This window comes from Polaromonas sp. UC242_47 (assembly GCF_044452385.1).
Classification (GTDB): domain Bacteria; phylum Pseudomonadota; class Gammaproteobacteria; order Burkholderiales; family Burkholderiaceae_C; genus Polaromonas.
In genome coordinates this window covers 3,662,513-3,676,428 of sequence record NZ_JBIOAO010000001.1, presented here as the reverse complement: position 1 = coordinate 3,676,428, position 13,916 = coordinate 3,662,513, and the positions used below count along the sequence as shown (strand labels likewise).

General features: G+C 61.7%; 19 protein-coding genes. 6 read left to right on the top strand and 13 right to left on the bottom strand.

Going from position 1 to position 13,916, the window contains the following annotated elements; translation table 11 throughout:
* From ACHMXK_RS17780 to ACHMXK_RS17750, 7 genes are all read right to left on the bottom strand, one after another.
* Nucleotides 1-699, bottom strand: a complete 699-nt coding sequence (locus ACHMXK_RS17780) for an urease accessory protein UreF (RefSeq protein WP_397441851.1) — start codon at nucleotides 697-699, stop codon at nucleotides 1-3.
* The gene (ureE, locus tag ACHMXK_RS17775; protein WP_397441850.1) at nucleotides 696-1,310 is read right to left on the bottom strand and encodes an urease accessory protein UreE; all 615 of its coding nucleotides are present in this window, start codon (nucleotides 1,308-1,310) and stop codon (nucleotides 696-698) included. The genes ACHMXK_RS17780 and ureE overlap by 4 nt, the downstream gene beginning before the upstream one ends.
* A 66-nt stretch (nucleotides 1,311-1,376) precedes the next feature.
* Complete coding sequence (locus ACHMXK_RS17770; RefSeq protein WP_397442556.1) at nucleotides 1,377-1,781, bottom strand: GNAT family N-acetyltransferase; 405 nt, start codon at nucleotides 1,779-1,781, stop codon at nucleotides 1,377-1,379.
* 89 nt (nucleotides 1,782-1,870) lie between these two features.
* Entirely contained in the window at nucleotides 1,871-3,589 is a 1,719-nt protein-coding gene (gene ureC, locus ACHMXK_RS17765) for an urease subunit alpha (protein ID WP_397441849.1), read from the bottom strand.
* Nucleotides 3,589-3,894, bottom strand: a complete 306-nt coding sequence (locus tag ACHMXK_RS17760; protein ID WP_397441848.1) for an urease subunit beta — start codon at nucleotides 3,892-3,894, stop codon at nucleotides 3,589-3,591. The genes ureC and ACHMXK_RS17760 overlap by 1 nt, the downstream gene beginning before the upstream one ends.
* A gap of 6 nt (nucleotides 3,895-3,900) precedes the next feature.
* Complete coding sequence (locus ACHMXK_RS17755; protein ID WP_397441847.1) at nucleotides 3,901-4,509, bottom strand: HupE/UreJ family protein; 609 nt, start codon at nucleotides 4,507-4,509, stop codon at nucleotides 3,901-3,903.
* Between the two features lie 20 nt (nucleotides 4,510-4,529).
* Complete coding sequence (locus ACHMXK_RS17750; protein WP_305562254.1) at nucleotides 4,530-4,832, bottom strand: urease subunit gamma; 303 nt, start codon at nucleotides 4,830-4,832, stop codon at nucleotides 4,530-4,532.
* Nucleotides 4,833-4,983: 151 nt separating this feature from the next.
* Here ACHMXK_RS17750 and ACHMXK_RS17745 point away from each other — a divergent pair, with 151 nt between their 5' ends.
* Together ACHMXK_RS17745 and ACHMXK_RS17740 are read left to right on the top strand one after the other, a co-directional pair.
* The gene (locus tag ACHMXK_RS17745; RefSeq protein WP_397442555.1) at nucleotides 4,984-8,484 is read left to right on the top strand and encodes an ATP-binding protein; all 3,501 of its coding nucleotides are present in this window, start codon (nucleotides 4,984-4,986) and stop codon (nucleotides 8,482-8,484) included.
* The gene (locus ACHMXK_RS17740; protein ID WP_397441846.1) at nucleotides 8,481-9,464 is read left to right on the top strand and encodes a response regulator; all 984 of its coding nucleotides are present in this window, start codon (nucleotides 8,481-8,483) and stop codon (nucleotides 9,462-9,464) included. Before ACHMXK_RS17745 ends, ACHMXK_RS17740 begins: the two co-directional genes overlap by 4 nt.
* 65 nt (nucleotides 9,465-9,529) lie before the next feature.
* Here the strand turns inward: ACHMXK_RS17740 and ACHMXK_RS17735 are convergent, their stop codons facing one another.
* On the bottom strand, nucleotides 9,530-9,907 hold the full coding sequence (locus ACHMXK_RS17735; RefSeq protein WP_397441845.1) for an HPF/RaiA family ribosome-associated protein: 378 nt from the start codon (nucleotides 9,905-9,907) through the stop codon (nucleotides 9,530-9,532).
* 499 nt (nucleotides 9,908-10,406) lie between these two features.
* Here ACHMXK_RS17735 and ACHMXK_RS17730 point away from each other — a divergent pair, with 499 nt between their 5' ends.
* The gene (locus tag ACHMXK_RS17730; RefSeq protein WP_397441844.1) at nucleotides 10,407-10,646 is read left to right on the top strand and encodes a hypothetical protein; all 240 of its coding nucleotides are present in this window, start codon (nucleotides 10,407-10,409) and stop codon (nucleotides 10,644-10,646) included.
* 53 nt (nucleotides 10,647-10,699) lie between these two features.
* Complete coding sequence (gene infA, locus ACHMXK_RS17725; RefSeq protein ID WP_296923772.1) at nucleotides 10,700-10,954, top strand: translation initiation factor IF-1; 255 nt, start codon at nucleotides 10,700-10,702, stop codon at nucleotides 10,952-10,954.
* Between the two features lie 15 nt (nucleotides 10,955-10,969).
* Here infA and ACHMXK_RS17720 read toward each other — a convergent pair whose 3' ends face one another.
* Together ACHMXK_RS17720 and ACHMXK_RS17715 are read right to left on the bottom strand one after the other, a co-directional pair.
* Nucleotides 10,970-11,539 (bottom strand): glutathione S-transferase family protein, encoded by a 570-nt coding sequence (locus ACHMXK_RS17720; RefSeq protein ID WP_397441843.1) that lies wholly within the window; start codon nucleotides 11,537-11,539, stop codon nucleotides 10,970-10,972.
* Between the two features lie 27 nt (nucleotides 11,540-11,566).
* The gene (locus ACHMXK_RS17715) at nucleotides 11,567-12,184 is read right to left on the bottom strand and encodes a DUF502 domain-containing protein (RefSeq protein ID WP_397441842.1); all 618 of its coding nucleotides are present in this window, start codon (nucleotides 12,182-12,184) and stop codon (nucleotides 11,567-11,569) included.
* A 295-nt stretch (nucleotides 12,185-12,479) separates the two neighbouring features.
* Between ACHMXK_RS17715 and ACHMXK_RS17710 the strand changes: the two genes are divergently transcribed.
* Entirely contained in the window at nucleotides 12,480-12,641 is a 162-nt protein-coding gene (locus ACHMXK_RS17710) for a hypothetical protein (RefSeq protein WP_397441841.1), read from the top strand.
* 18 nt (nucleotides 12,642-12,659) lie between these two features.
* Here ACHMXK_RS17710 and ACHMXK_RS17705 read toward each other — a convergent pair whose 3' ends face one another.
* From ACHMXK_RS17705 to ACHMXK_RS17695, 3 genes are all read right to left on the bottom strand, one after another.
* The gene (locus ACHMXK_RS17705; RefSeq protein WP_397441840.1) at nucleotides 12,660-12,860 is read right to left on the bottom strand and encodes a hypothetical protein; all 201 of its coding nucleotides are present in this window, start codon (nucleotides 12,858-12,860) and stop codon (nucleotides 12,660-12,662) included.
* 29 nt (nucleotides 12,861-12,889) lie between these two features.
* The gene (locus ACHMXK_RS17700; protein ID WP_397441839.1) at nucleotides 12,890-13,324 is read right to left on the bottom strand and encodes a hypothetical protein; all 435 of its coding nucleotides are present in this window, start codon (nucleotides 13,322-13,324) and stop codon (nucleotides 12,890-12,892) included.
* Nucleotides 13,325-13,462: 138 nt separating this feature from the next.
* Nucleotides 13,463-13,624 carry a hypothetical protein gene (locus tag ACHMXK_RS17695; protein WP_397441838.1) on the bottom strand — a complete coding sequence of 54 codons (162 nt, stop codon included), beginning with the start codon at nucleotides 13,622-13,624 and terminating at the stop codon, nucleotides 13,463-13,465.
* Here ACHMXK_RS17695 and ACHMXK_RS17690 point away from each other — a divergent pair.
* Nucleotides 13,623-13,853, top strand: coding sequence for a hypothetical protein (locus tag ACHMXK_RS17690; protein WP_397441837.1), 231 nt, complete (start codon nucleotides 13,623-13,625; stop codon nucleotides 13,851-13,853). The two genes, ACHMXK_RS17695 and ACHMXK_RS17690, sit on opposite strands and share 2 nt — an antisense overlap.
* Nucleotides 13,854-13,916: the final 63 nt, after the last annotated feature.

Here is a 13,916-nt window from a genome sequence, read left to right as displayed (position 1 = left end):
TCATGATCTAAACAATCTGGAATATTGGGTTTCGTGTTGCGAAGAAAGAATGGCCAGCATCGGTGAAAAAGCCTGGCGCTCATCATCGGCCAGTTCCGTCGCGTGGGCGATGGTTGCCGGAATTTCTGCGGCCAGCCGTGCCAGTATGCGCTGGCCGGCGCTTTGCCCCAAGGGGACTGACTTGAGTGCCGCCTGCACCATGTTTTCGGCCCAGCCAAAGGCATAAGCCAGCAGGCAGTCGGACACATCCGCCGCCAAGGGTGAGGCAGCCAGCGCAAAGGTGACAGGGTAGGTCGGCGGCAACTGTGCGCAGGTGTCGATCTGGACCGCACTGACGCTGTGGTGGTTGCGCAGCCATTCCAGTAACGAGCGCCCCATTTGTTCGGCCTGCAGGCGCAACTCGCTGGTTTCTCGGGTTTGTAACACCCAGTCATTGAGGGCTTTCACGGCATCAAGATCATCCTTGCGCCAGGCTGGAATGGCCTTGGCCAACACGGCTAAATCCCCACGCGCCAGGCTGAGATGCAACTGGTCGCTGAGCCAGTCGGCTGCTATGCTTTCAGTAGCTACGACCGACCTGTCCACGGCGGCTTCCAGCCCTTCGGAGTAAGAAAAGCCGCCGACGGGCAAGGCCGGGGAGGCCAGCCAGATCAGTTGCAGCAGGCTGGCGGCCGGCAAGGACGTGGGTGTTGGGCTCAATGGCTGTGTGGCTTGTGTTTGTGAATCTGGATCGCCACCGGCTTCGCTTCAGGGTGGGCATGGCCGTGACCGTGTTCATGCCCATGGTTGCAGTCCGGGCCGTGGACATGGGGCGTAGCAACTGTTGTTACTGGCGCATGGGTGTGGGCATGTCCGCCGGCACTATAGGCCCCGCCTTCCGGCTCAAACGTTTCGCTGACCTCGTTGACGATCAAGTGCATGGACCGCAGCAGGTCGGCCAGCACATGGTCGGGTTCTATCTTCAGGTGGTCGGGTTTGAGCTCGATGGGTACATGCCGATTGCCCAGGTGGTAGGCCGCACGTGTCAGGTCAAACGGGCTGCCGTGGTTGGGACAAGCGGTGATACGCAGTACGGTTTGCGCCGCCGCCATCACTTTCACCATCGAACCATCCTCGGCAATCAGCACATCGCCACCGCGTACCAGCGTGCCGCGCGGCAAAAAGATGCCGAGCTGGCGGCCCAGCGAGTCGGTCGTTTCGAAGCGGCTTTTCTGGCGCACATCCCAGTCGAGTTCGATAGTGGAGGCGCGTTTGAGCAGCACGGGGGCGAGGCCTCGGCCTTGGGGGATGAGTTTGGATACGGTCAGCATTCTGGTGTCTCTTCTTGCAAGGTGGCTATTGTCGTGCCCGGATGGGGGAGCCCAGTCATGGTGAGCCTAAAGCTGCAAGGTGAAAAAAGTGCTGTAGGGGTCATCCCAGTAGTCTGCAAACGGCGGACAAGGCTGAAACCCATGGCGCTGGTAGAGGCTCCGTGCTGGAGCGAAAAAATCTTGCGGCCCGGTTTCCAAACTGAGTTGTTGCAGTCCCCGGGTGCGGGCAACCTGGATGAGGTGATGCAACATGAGCCCGGCCAGCCCTTGGCCTCGGCGCTGTGCGTGGGTGCGCATGGATTTGATTTCTCCATGCCCTTCATCCAGCAGCTTGAGCGCGCCGGTTCCCAGCAGCTTGGCTTGCGGGCTGGGGCTGGTTTGATCCCAGGCACTGAAGAAAAGAATCGAAGGCTGGCGCAATTGCGCCAAGTCCAGGGCATGTACGCTTTCCGGCGGGGACACGCGGCGCATATCGGCCAGATGTTCTTCCAGAAAGACAGCGACTCGCGGGTCGCTGAGATCGTCAGGTCGAATGTGAAAAGCAGTCATCGTCTCGGTGCTCAGAACAAGAAGTACCGCTGCGTCATGGGCAGGCTGCGTGCCGGCTCGCAGGTGAGCAACTGGCCGTCGGCCCGCACGGCGTAGGTTTGCGCATCGACTTCCATCCTGGGCGCGTAGTTGTTGTGGACCATGTGGCGCTTTTGCACGCCGCGTACATTCTTGACGGCGGCGACGGTTTTGGCCAGGCCGAAACGTTCTTTCACACCCGCGGCCAGGCCGGCCTGCGAGACAAAGGTCAACGAGCCTTTGGCCATCGCACCGCCAAAGCTGCCGAACATGGGCCGGTAGTGCACCGGTTGTGGCGTCGGGATGGAGGCATTCGGGTCGCCCATCGCAGCCATGGCGATGAAGCCGCCTTTGAGGATCAGCGCCGGTTTGATGCCGAAGAAGGCCGGTTTCCAGACCACCAGGTCGGCCCATTTTCCAACTTCGATGGAGCCGACTTCATGCGCGATGCCATGGGCGATCGCCGGGTTGATGGTGTATTTGCTGATGTAACGTTTGGCGCGGAAGTTGTCGTGGCGCTCCGTGTCGCCGGGCAGTTTGCCAAGCTGGCCTTTCATTTTGTGCGCCGTTTGCCAGCAACGAATGATCACCTCACCGACGCGGCCCATGGCCTGGCTGTCCGAACTGAACATGCTGATCGCGCCCAGGTCGTGCAACACGTCTTCGGCCGCAATGGTTTCCTTGCGGATGCGGCTTTCGGCAAAAGCCAGGTCCTCGGCAATCGCCGGATTCAGGTGGTGGCAGACCATCAACATGTCCACATGTTCGTCCAGCGTGTTGACGGTGTACGGCATGGTCGGGTTGGTGGACGAAGGCAGAAAGTTCTGCTCACCGACCACCCGCAAAATGTCGGGCGCGTGGCCGCCGCCCGCCCCTTCGGTATGAAAGGCGCACAGGCTGCGGCCCTTGGTGGCGGCAATGGTGTTTTCGACAAAACCGCTTTCGTTGAGCGTGTCGCTGTGGATGGCCACCTGCGTGTCGGTTTCTTCGGCCACGTCCAGGCAGTTGCTGATGGCGGCCGGGGTTGTGCCCCAGTCTTCGTGCAGCTTGAGCCCGATCACCCCTGCGTTGATTTGTTCGTGCAGCGCGGCTGGCAGGCTGGCATTGCCTTTGCCGAGAAAACCCAGATTCATGGGGAAGGCGTCTGCCGCTTGCAACATGCGTTCGATGTTCCAGGGGCCAGGCGTGCAGGTGGTGGCAAAGGTGCCGGTGGCCGGCCCAGTGCCGCCGCCCAGCATGGTGGTGATGCCCGCGGCCAGGGCCTCTTCAATCTGCTGTGGGCAGATGAAATGGATGTGTGAATCAATGCCACCGGCCGTGACAATTTTTCCTTCACAACTGATGATCTCGGTGCCCGGGCCGATGATCATGTCCACACCTGGCTGGGTGTCGGGGTTGCCGGCCTTGCCGATGGCCGCGATGCGTCCGCCCTTGAGGCCGATGTCGGCCTTGACGATGCCCCAGTGGTCAATGATCAGCGCATTGGTCATCACGCAGTCCATGGCCCCTTCGACACGTGTGTGCTGTGATTGCGCCATGCCGTCGCGTATGGTCTTGCCGCCGCCGAACTTGACTTCTTCGCCGTAGCTGCCGGCACGCAAGGTGTAGTCGGCCTCGACCTCAATGAGGATATCGGTGTCGGCCAAGCGCACGCGGTCACCGACCGTGGGGCCAAATATCTCGGCATAAGCCTGTCTGCCAATGGTTGCCACTAAATTTTCCCCTGAATCAGTCCGCGAAATCCAAATACCTTGCGGTCGCCCGCATAGTCCACCAGCTCCACCGTGCGCTGCTGGCCTGGCTCAAAACGTACGGCCGTGCCCGAGGCAATGTTCAGTCGCATGCCACGCGCCGCCGCGCGGTCAAAGGCCAGCGCGCCATTGGTTTCGGCAAAGTGGTAATGCGAGCCGACCTGGATGGGCCGGTCCGCGGTGTTTTGCACGACCACGGTCAGGGTGCGGCGCCCGGTGTTGAGTGCATGGTCGGGGCCGTCGGTCAGTAATTCGCCTGGGATCATGTTTTTTCAGGCCAAGCGGCCGAGTAGCGTGAGGCCAAAAATCGCCACGCCGGCACCGGCCAGGCGCGGCACCCAGACGCTGGCATGCCGAAGTGCCCAGCCTGCCGCCAAACCCGTGCCGTGCAGCAACAAGGTGGCGGCCAGCATGCCGGCCATGGTCGGCAAGGCATGGGCATCACCGGCCAGTTCATAGCCATGGGCCAGGCCATGAAAAACGGCGAACACGCCGACCAGGGCTGCGGCCACCACGCCCGGCACCTGCCAGCGTGTCAGCACCAGCAGGCCGATCACCAGCAGCGAAGCGGCAATCATGGGTTCCACGGCCGGCAACTGAACACCTTGCAAACCCAGCAGGGCGCCGACCAGCAACATGGCGGCAAACCCCAGCGGTGCCCACAACAGGTCGGGCCAGGCGCGGCGTGCGGCCAGCGCGCTCCACAGGCCGACGGCGACCATGGCCGCCAGGTGGTCCAGGCCGGTCAGCGGGTGCATGAAACCCGTCAGCAAGCCACTGCCATGGCTGTGGCCGGAATCAGAGCCAATATGGGCCATAGCCCCCGTGGAAAGAGTGCAAGCAGCTATCAAAAGAAGAGCGAATTTGAGGTGTTTGTTCATGGAATGTCTCCGGGTGGGGCTTAAACAATCGGCTGGTGCACGGTGACCAGCTTGGTGCCGTCGGGGAAGGTGGCCTCGACCTGGATGTCGGGGATCAATTCGGCGATGCCGTCCATCACGTCGGCACGGCTCAAAATGGTCCGGCCTTCACTCATCAGTTGCGCCACGGTTTTGCCGTCGCGTGCGCCTTCCATCACGGCGGCGCTGATCAGCGCGACGGCTTCAGGGTAGTTGAGTTTCAGGCCCCGCGCCTGACGCCGTTCGGCCAACAAGGCGGCCGTAAAAATAAGCAGCTTGTCTTTTTCTCTGGGGGTCAATTCCATGGTCTCTCCGGGGCGGCGGCTGCGGTCATGAATGTGTCAGGGTGCAAGAATGGTGCCACAGGCAGGGCGATCGCGGCGCTGGTTTTCCCCCTGTGGCATGGAACCTGCACTTGTGCTGGCCTGCTCCTTGGGACGTATTGACAAACCAGTCATGGATAGCCCGGCCACATCACCACTGCCATTGCCGACCCCGGCGGTGCCCCGCTGGGCGCCGGCACCGCCCATGGCGACAGGAGCCGAGGCGCCGGTGCAGCGCATCATCAAGGTCAGGCGCGACTACAACAGCTGGGTCGCCAGCCAGACCATGGAAGACTATGCGTTGCGTTTTACGCCGCAGCGTTTTCGCCGCTGGTCCGAGTGGCGGGTTGCCAACACGGCGTTTGGCGCGGCGTCCTTCCTGATCCTGGAAGCCGTGGGCGCCACCTTGCTGGTGAAGTACGGTTTTACCAATGCCTTCTGGGCGATTGTGGCGACGGGCCTGATCATTTTCATGGCCGGCCTGCCCATCAGCATTTACGCCGCGCGTTACGGCGTGGACATGGACTTGCTGACGCGCGGCGCCGGTTTTGGCTACATCGGCTCGACCTTGACCTCGTTGATCTACGCCTCCTTCACCTTCATCTTTTTTGCGCTGGAAGCCGCGGTCATGGCTTACGCGCTGGATCTGGCGCTGGGCATTCCGCCGAGCTGGGGTTACCTGATCTGCGCGCTGGTGGTGATTCCGCTGGTCACACACGGCGTGTCGGTCATCAGTCGCCTGCAGATCTGGACACAACCGCTGTGGCTGGTGATGCTGGTGGTGCCGTTTATCTACGTTTTGGTGCGTGACCCCACCGCCTTTGCCGGCATCACGCACTACAAAGGTGAAAAAGGGACAGTTTCCGGCTTTGATTTGCACTTGTTTGGTGCCGCCTTGACCGTGGGTATTGCACTCATCACACAAATGGGCGAACAGGTGGACTACCTGCGTTTTATGCCCGCGCAGACGGCCGCCAACCGTCGGCGCTGGTGGGCCGGTGTGTTGGCCGGCGGCCCGGGCTGGGTTGTCTTGGGTGTGTTCAAGATGTTGGGCGGCGCTTTCCTCGCTTACCTGGCGATACAGCACATGGTGCCACTGGAGCGCGCGGTGGACCCGAACCAGATGTACCTGGCGGCGTATGAATACGTGTTTCCGCACTACGGCTGGGCCGTGGCCGCGACAGCGCTGTTTGTCGTGATCTCCCAGCTCAAGATCAATGTGACCAATGCGTATGCCGGTTCGCTGGCCTGGTCCAACTTTTTCTCGCGCCTGACCCATAGCCACCCCGGGCGCGTGGTGTGGGTGGTGTTCAACACCTTGATCGCCTTCATGCTGATGGAAATGAATGTGTTCCAGGCGCTGGGGGATGTGCTGGGCCTGTATTCCAACATCGCCATCGCCTGGATGATGACGGTGGTGGCCGATCTGGTGATCAACAAACCGCTGGGCTTGTCGCCCAAAGGCATTGAGTTCAAACGCGCCCACCTCTACGACATCAACCCGGTTGGCGTGGGTGCAATGGCGCTGGCGTCGGTGCTGTCGGTGGCCGCCCACCTGGGCCTGTTTGGTCCGCTGGCGCAGGCTTTTTCGGCGCTGATCGCGCTGGGCACGGCCTTTGTCGCGGCGCCGTTGATTGCCTGGGCCACCAAAGGGCGCTATTACATCGCGCGCAGCGCCGAGGGCGCGGGCGGCGATCCCTTGGGCCGCTACCAACCCTATGCCTTGCAGCGCTGTGTGATCTGCGAGCGCGACTACGAAGGCCCGGACATGGCGCATTGCCCGGCCTACCAGGGCGCGATCTGTTCGCTGTGTTGCACGTTGGATGCGCGTTGCGGCGATTTGTGCAAACCGCAAGCCAGCCTGTCGGCCCAATGGTCGGCCACCTTGCGCTGGCTGTTGCCGCGCCGCGCCTGGCCTTATCTGGACACCGGGCTGGGCCATTTTCTGCTCCTGATGCTGGTGGTCGTGCCTTTGCTGGCCTCCGTATTTGGCCTGCTGTATCAGCAGGAAATGCGTGCCTTGCTTGATCTGCAAACCGTCTCAGGTGCGGCGCTGCGTTCCGGCTTTTTGAAGGCCTACATGGCGCTGCTGGTGATGGCCGGGCTGGTCGCCTGGTGGCTGGTGCTGGCCCACAAAAGCCGGCAGGTGGCGCAGGAAGAATCGAACCGGCAAACCCATTTGCTGATGCAAGAAATCGAGTCGCACCGCCAGACCGACGAGGCGCTGCAGCAGGCCAAACGCGTGGCGGACCTGGCCAACCAGGCCAAGAGCCGTTACATCAGTGCCATCAGCCACGAGTTGCGCACGCCGCTCAACAGCATCCTGGGTTATGCCCAATTGATGGGTGAAGACCCCTCCATCCCGGCGCACCGCCAGCAGGCGGTGGGTGTGATCAAACGTGGCGGCGAACATTTGTTGTCGCTGATCGAAGGCACCCTGGACATTGCCCGCATCGAAAGCGGCAAACTCACGCTCAATATCAAACCCATGCATTTCACCGACTTTGTGCAGGAGCTCACCGGTATGTTCGAACTCGAGGCGCAGGCCAAAGGCCTGGCTTTTCACTTCGAGTCGGAAGGTGTGTTGCCGCTGGTGGTCCGGGCCGACGAAAAACGTGTGCGCCAGATCCTGATCAACCTGCTGGGCAATGCCGTCAAGTTCACAGCTGCCGGCCATGTCCGTCTGCGCCTGAAATACGCGCGCGAGATGGCTTGCATAGAGATTGAAGACACCGGGCCCGGCCTGTCGGCGCAGGAGATTGATCGAATTTTTGAGCCCTTCACCCGCGTCGCCACGCCCGGGCCGGCCGCACCTGGCGCCGGGCTGGGCCTGACGATGGCCAAGATGTTGACCGATCTGATGGGCGGCGAGTTGACGGTGGCCAGCACCCCCGAGGTCGGCTCGGTGTTTCGCGTCAAGCTGTTTTTGCCCGAGGTGAACCTGGCGCCCGGTGCGGCGCTGCCGGGGGCATCCGCCCGTGCCCACAAGGGCAAGTTTGGTTACGCCGGGCCGCGCCGACGTGTGCTGGTGGTGGACAACGAAGAGGCGGATCGTGAACTGCTGGTGCAGGTGCTGCAGCCCTTGGGCTTTGAGCTGCGCACAGCGGCCAGCGGCCACGACGGCCTGGACTTGCTGGCCGCGGGTTACCAGCCCGACGTGATTCTGATGGATCTGGCCATGCCGGGCATTGACGGCTGGGAGACCCTGCGCCGGCTGCGGGCCCTGGGTCACACGGATGCCCATGTGGCCATCGTTTCGGCGAATGCCTTTGACAAAGGCTTGGACAACGATGTTGGTATCCGCCCCGAAGATTTCATCCTCAAGCCGGTGCGTCACAGCGAACTGCTGGACTGGCTGGAACGCCGCCTGGCGCTGGTCTGGCTGGACGCGCCGGCCCCGGTGCCGGCCGCGCCCGCCGGGCCGGTGTTGCCGCGTGTCTACCCGGCTGAGGCGCAACTGGATGCGCTGCGCGAGGTGGTCAACCTCGGTTATTTCCGCGGCATCATGAACACGCTGGACGAGATTGACCTGGCGCAACCGCAAAGCGCGGTTTTTACCGCCGAGATGCGTACGCTGGCGCGCCAGTTTCAGTTTGAAACCATGAGCCAGCAGCTCGGCAAGGCGCCGCCATGAGCAAGCGCACCCTGGACCAGACGCTGGACCGCGCCAACAGCGACGTGGTGCTGATTGTTGACGACGTGCCCGACAACCTGTCGGTGCTGCACGACGCGCTGGACGAATCCGGCTACTCCGTGCTGATCGCCACCCACGGCGAAGCCGCGCTGCAGCGCGCCGCGCAAGCCCTGCCCGACATCGTGCTGCTCGACGCCATGATGCCCGGCATGGACGGTTTTGAGGTCGCCAAACGCCTGAAAGCCGAGGCCCAGACCGCGCACATTCCCATCATTTTCATGACCGGGCTGACCGAGACCGAATACCTGGTCGCGGCGCTGGCTTCGGGCGGGGTGGACTATGTGACCAAACCGATCAAGCCCAAGGAAGTGCTCGCGCGTATCGCCGTGCATCTGCAGGGCGCGCGCGAAAAACGCCAGGCGCGCAACGCGCTGGACGCGTTTGGCTACGCCACCATCACAGTGCGGGTCAGCGACGGCAAGCTGATGTGGCAGACCCCGCTGGCGCGTGAGTTGTTGCAGCAGTATTACGGCACCAGCGCGCCGCAGACGCCGGAGCCGGTGCTGGTCTGGTTGCGCCGCCACCTGTTTGACGCCGAGCGCCAGATCGAGCCGCCGCGCCTGACCTGCGCCAGCCCGGCGCCGGGCGCCAGGCGGCTGACTTTCCGTTTGCACCAGCAGACCGGCGATAGCGAAGGAGGCGGCGACTGGCTGATCATCATGCGCGAGGAGTCCGACGAAACCGTGATTCAGGCCATGAGCCTGAGTTTTCGGCTCACGGCGCGGGAAGCGGAAGTTTTGTACTGGGTGGTCAAGGGCAAGATCAACCGCGACATCGGCGACATCCTGGGCACCAGCCCCATGACCGTGAAAAAACACCTGGAACATGTGTTTGCCAAGCTGGGCGTGGAAACCCGCACCGCGGCGGCCGGGATGGCCATGAGCCGCATCAAGCAACTCCATCCGCAGTTTGAGGGCTGAATTCGGGTTTTTCCGGAAATTTAAGCGTTTCAGGCCTCCAGCCCATACAGGATGGGCGCAAGCAGCTATGTATTTGGTAGCGTCTGGCTGGCGTCCAGCACCACGTCGCGGCGTATCGAGTCGCGGTCGCGGTGGTCTTTTTGCCGGCCCAGGGTGCTGTCCAGCAGGCGTTTGAGCTTGTCTTCGGCGCCGCGGAAGGCTTCGTCCATGCCGCCCGCATGGTGGGTCACGGCCACCGGCGGGTGGTTGGCCAGCCGGGCTTCCATCAGGCAGCGTTTGTCGCTGTTGCCATTTTTGCCGCTGACTTCATCGCTCAAATGCACTTCCACGCGGGTGACTTCGTGGTTGAAACGGTTCAAGGCTTGGCTCAACTCGGTCTGCGCCCAGCGCTCCAGCGCTTCGCGGCCTTCGATGGTGTGGTTGGTATTGACTTGAACTTGCATGTCACTTCCTCTTCGATAGCGGCCGGCGGGATGCAGTGCCGGCCCCTCAGGTGAAACCGTCTGCGAACGGCGGTGAGCTTTCAGTGTGAACGCCGGCGCGGCGCCTGGCTGTAGGCGCAGGTCTATAGACGGGTAGGGGCGATGGTCTTTGGCGGCGGGGGCGGTGTGTTATGCGTGTTAAGGGCATAGCGGTTACAATAAGAGCTTCGGTAACGCATCAGCTTTTTACATCGAAGCCGCTGACCCACTGGCTTCCTTCTCAAATGCGGCGCTTCTCAGAGCCCGGATTCACAGTGTTATCAGTGCCCCACACGCCCTGAACCCCATCCACACTGTTCTATTTCCTAGCGAGCACTTCTCCCAACGGTGCCCACTCAAGGCTCACCCGCCCAGCCCTTCCCGGGGTTTGGCAGGCAGAACCGAACACCCGTTGGCTTGCTCGCAAGCCTTTTACGTTTCCATTGAACAAGCCGGGATACATACCCGGCAAAGGCTTTTTATGAAGATAGATCACACCAGGATAGAGGTGGGCAAATACCTTGTCTCCCCATCGGCCAAGCCCCAGGGCGAAGGCCGTTTCGCCGCATCGGTTTCCATCCGCTCCGGCCAGGGCAGCGGCACGCATGACCGCGTGTTGCGTTTTAATGGATTTTTTGACAGCGCGGCCTCCGCCGTGCATTACGCTACTGAACATGCGATGCGCTGGATTCACGAGCGCTCCTTGCCGGCTTGCGCCTGAGGCGCTAAGCGGCCTGTACAGACATTTTTTTCGAATTCCCAAGGAGTTACATCATGGCCAAAGAAGAACTGATTGAGATGCACGGGCTGGTCAACGAAGTGTTGCCAGATTCACGCTTCCGCGTGACGCTGGACAACGGCCACAAGCTGGTGGCTTACACCTCCGGCAAGATGCGCAAAAACCACATTCGTATTCTGGCCGGCGACCAGGTGTCGCTGGAACTCTCGCCTTACGACCTGAGCAAGGGCCGCATCACTTTCCGGCACATTGCCGGCCGTGGCCCAGGCCCATCGCGCCAGGCGCATTGAGCTAACAACAGCCGTTTATAAGGCCATCGCGGCCGGGCGCGCGAGCAGCCGGTCCACATAGGCTTCCAGCCTGGGCCGGCCGGTGTGTACGCCCCACAGGCGTTGCCAGATGAACATCGAGCCGACCATGATGTCGGCTGCGGTGAACTGCTCGCCGAGCAGGTAGGGGCCATGGCCCAGTTCCTGCTCGATCACGTTCTTCACCGTTTCAAAATCATCCCAGCCGCGCTCGCGCGGGGTCGGCAGCTTCATCAGGCTGTCTCCCATCGCAGGCTCCAACTGCGCGGTTGAATACATCATCAGTGACAGAAAACGTCCGCGCCCCGGCGCACCCGGCGGTGGGGCCAGATTGGCCTGCGGAAACTTTTCGGCCAGGTACAAGCAAATGGCCGGGGTTTCAAACAGCCGCTGCTTGCCATCAAGCAGCGCCGGCAGCTTGCCCGCCGGGTTGATGGCCAGAAACGCGGGCGTCTTTTGCTCGCGCTTTTCCAGGTCAATCAGCACGGTCTCGTAAGTCGCGCCGCATTCGTCCAGCATCCACTTGGCTATCGTGGCCCGGCTTTTCGGGTTGAAATAAAGCTTCATCTGAATACCTCCGTTTAAACCGACTCATCAAGGGGCGTGCGCGTCGTCGTGTCCCGCGCCGGCCGCCGGCCGCGCCATCCAGGCGATCAGCGAGGAACGCATGGCTTCCTCGACCGACATCGCGATGGGTTGTACCCAGTCCGCCGGCACAAACACCGTGTAGCCGCCAATCATGTAACCCATGGGCAAATACACGGCCACCCGTTCGCCCGGCAAAAAGCCGGCTGGTAAATCCGCAAAGCTGCGGCGTGTGATCAGCCCGACAATTTCCATGGCGTGACCCGGCATGCGCAGGATCACCACGCTTTGTTCGCCCTGTTTGCCGGCCGGTGAAAAGTAGTCGGCAAAACTCTTGAGCGAGTTGTATATGCTTTTGACCACGGGCAGGTTGGTGAACGGCAGCTCGGCAAAAGACAGCAGTTTGCGCACGCCGGGCTTGGACACCAGGTAACCGATCAGCAGGATGATCAACACGCCAAACACCAGGCCCAGGCCAGGCACATAAAAACTGCCTATCAGCGGGCGCAAGACCCACAAGGTCAGGGTTTCCGACCAGGCCAGAAAGATATACAGCAGGTACAGGGTCAGGGCCACCGGCAAGACGGTGATCAGTCCGCGGAAGAAATAGCGATAGAGGTTTTTCATGCTGTCCTGGGTGGATAGCGGTGCGGCCCGCTCACCGGGCTGCTTGCCGCTTCAGACCCCAATATACCCAAGCTTTGTGGCGGGCCGGGATTTCAAGCGCAGCCTGTGGGCCGGGTGTAGGTCGGGCCCTACCTGTGCTGGGGCTGCCCTCCCGCAAGCAGCGGCAGATGACGCGTTTAGCCTAGAGTTTTTTCAGCAAGGAAAAGGCCTATGCCCTTCATCGCCTGGTTACTCGGTGTTCCGATCAGCATTGTCATCATCCTGATGTTGTTCGGTGTTTTTTAAGGAGGCTGCCATGTTACGCAAACTGATTGTCCTGGCCATCACCTCGGGGCTCGCGGCCGGCTTGTATCGCAAATATCTCAACAAGCGCGAGCAGGACACGGCTGCGACGTCCAACGCGCCTGTGGTTGTCACGCGGCGTCGGCGCGCAAGCACGCAGGGCAACCAGGCCTAGGGCCGCGCCCCAGCCGGCTCAGGCGCCCGGCGGCGTGCGTCCGGCGCGGCGGCTGAAGTAAAGCACCACAATGCCCGCTGCGCAGCACAGGCCGCCATACACGGCCCATTGGGTTTGCCCGGTCATGAAGCTGCCCGGCAAAATATTGATGCCCTGCAAAAACCAGACCGTGCCCATCAGCACCATCAATAAACCAATGATTTTTCCGACCATTTTCATGTGACGTCCTCCAGCCCAATAAAACCCGTTCAGGGAACCCGTTTCAAAGGCCCAAAACAGGCCTTGAGCGTTGCGGCCTCGCAGACCAGCAACTGGTCCTGCTTGGGGCTGAACTGGATGAAGCGAGTGGTTTTTTCACCCGGCTCGTCCAAGGTGGCGCCCGAGCAATCTTTTTTGTCGTTCTGCCGGACCACGGTTTCCACGAGTTTGTAAAAACCCTGGGCATCCGGCGTGGCGGCAATGTCGTAACGGCTTTCAAATACTTCCTGCCCGCTGGTGCCCAGCACGGTTTTGTCCGCGCGGTATTGCAAGGTTTCGGTGCAGCTGCCGCCAAACAAGGCCCAGGTCCAGGTGCCCACGATGGGGTGGCTGGGTGCGGCGGCGGCTTTTTCGCCGGCGGCATGCAGCAGTGGCACACCGGCGAGCAGGCCGGCAACAAGAGTCAGGGTAGGCAGGCGCTTCATGTCGAATTTGAAAGTGAGAGGGAGGGTGTCCTGCGTGAATGCTACTCTCCCTGCGCGTCTCTCTGTGCGGGCTGGCGCGTATGGCCAAAGGTTTGGCATGTTTTAGGCCTCTGGCCCATGAGGGACGGGCGAAGCCAGCTATGTATTCAATAGCATCTGAAGAGCCAACGTTTTTCTGCCGAACATCTCATTACCAGCTTCACGCTTGATGACGGTTAACAACACCTGGCAGACATCCAAAGGCGTTGCAATGGGCTTGGCAGTCCGCAGAGGCTGCACCACTACCCAGGAGAGCGTCATGAGAAAAATTGCCCTTTTGCTTGTTGTTGCCGCGGCCAGTCTGGCGGGCTGCGTGGCCGTGCCTTATGACAATGGCCGTCATGACCGACCGCATGGCGGCCCCGGCTACGGCAACCACGACCGTGACCGCGACCGCGACGGTGTTCCCAACCGGGCTGACCGTGACCGGGATGGGGACGGTGTGCCCAACCGCAACGACAGGCGGCCCGACGATCCGCGCCGGTATTGAGGGCGCAGGCGGGCCAGCCCGCCCTGCGTCGTTATAGTGGGGGCGTCCCAACTCGCAAAGAAG

Bases quoted from the DNA above. Each gene is read 5' to 3' on its own strand.
- ureE (WP_397441850.1), bottom strand. From the start codon at position 1,310: ATGCTGACCGTATCCAAACTCATCCCCCAAGGCCGAGGCCTCGCCCCC.
- ACHMXK_RS17770 (WP_397442556.1), bottom strand. From the start codon at position 1,781: ATGCGCCGCGTGTCCCCGCCGGAAAGCGTACATGCCCTGGACTTGGCG.
- ACHMXK_RS17760 (WP_397441848.1), bottom strand. From the start codon at position 3,894: ATGATCCCAGGCGAATTACTGACCGACGGCCCCGACCATGCACTCAAC.
- ACHMXK_RS17755 (WP_397441847.1), bottom strand. From the start codon at position 4,509: ATGAACAAACACCTCAAATTCGCTCTTCTTTTGATAGCTGCTTGCACT.
- ACHMXK_RS17750 (WP_305562254.1), bottom strand. From the start codon at position 4,832: ATGGAATTGACCCCCAGAGAAAAAGACAAGCTGCTTATTTTTACGGCC.
- ACHMXK_RS17745 (WP_397442555.1), top strand. From the start codon at position 4,984: ATGGATAGCCCGGCCACATCACCACTGCCATTGCCGACCCCGGCGGTG.
- ACHMXK_RS17740 (WP_397441846.1), top strand. From the start codon at position 8,481: ATGAGCAAGCGCACCCTGGACCAGACGCTGGACCGCGCCAACAGCGAC.
- ACHMXK_RS17735 (WP_397441845.1), bottom strand. From the start codon at position 9,907: ATGCAAGTTCAAGTCAATACCAACCACACCATCGAAGGCCGCGAAGCG.
- ACHMXK_RS17730 (WP_397441844.1), top strand. From the start codon at position 10,407: ATGAAGATAGATCACACCAGGATAGAGGTGGGCAAATACCTTGTCTCC.
- infA (WP_296923772.1), top strand. From the start codon at position 10,700: ATGGCCAAAGAAGAACTGATTGAGATGCACGGGCTGGTCAACGAAGTG.
- ACHMXK_RS17720 (WP_397441843.1), bottom strand. From the start codon at position 11,539: ATGAAGCTTTATTTCAACCCGAAAAGCCGGGCCACGATAGCCAAGTGG.
- ACHMXK_RS17715 (WP_397441842.1), bottom strand. From the start codon at position 12,184: ATGAAAAACCTCTATCGCTATTTCTTCCGCGGACTGATCACCGTCTTG.
- ACHMXK_RS17710 (WP_397441841.1), top strand. From the start codon at position 12,480: ATGTTACGCAAACTGATTGTCCTGGCCATCACCTCGGGGCTCGCGGCC.
- ACHMXK_RS17705 (WP_397441840.1), bottom strand. From the start codon at position 12,860: ATGAAAATGGTCGGAAAAATCATTGGTTTATTGATGGTGCTGATGGGC.
- ACHMXK_RS17700 (WP_397441839.1), bottom strand. From the start codon at position 13,324: ATGAAGCGCCTGCCTACCCTGACTCTTGTTGCCGGCCTGCTCGCCGGT.
- ACHMXK_RS17690 (WP_397441837.1), top strand. From the start codon at position 13,623: ATGAGAAAAATTGCCCTTTTGCTTGTTGTTGCCGCGGCCAGTCTGGCG.
- ACHMXK_RS17695 (WP_397441838.1), bottom strand. From the start codon at position 13,624: ATGACGCTCTCCTGGGTAGTGGTGCAGCCTCTGCGGACTGCCAAGCCC.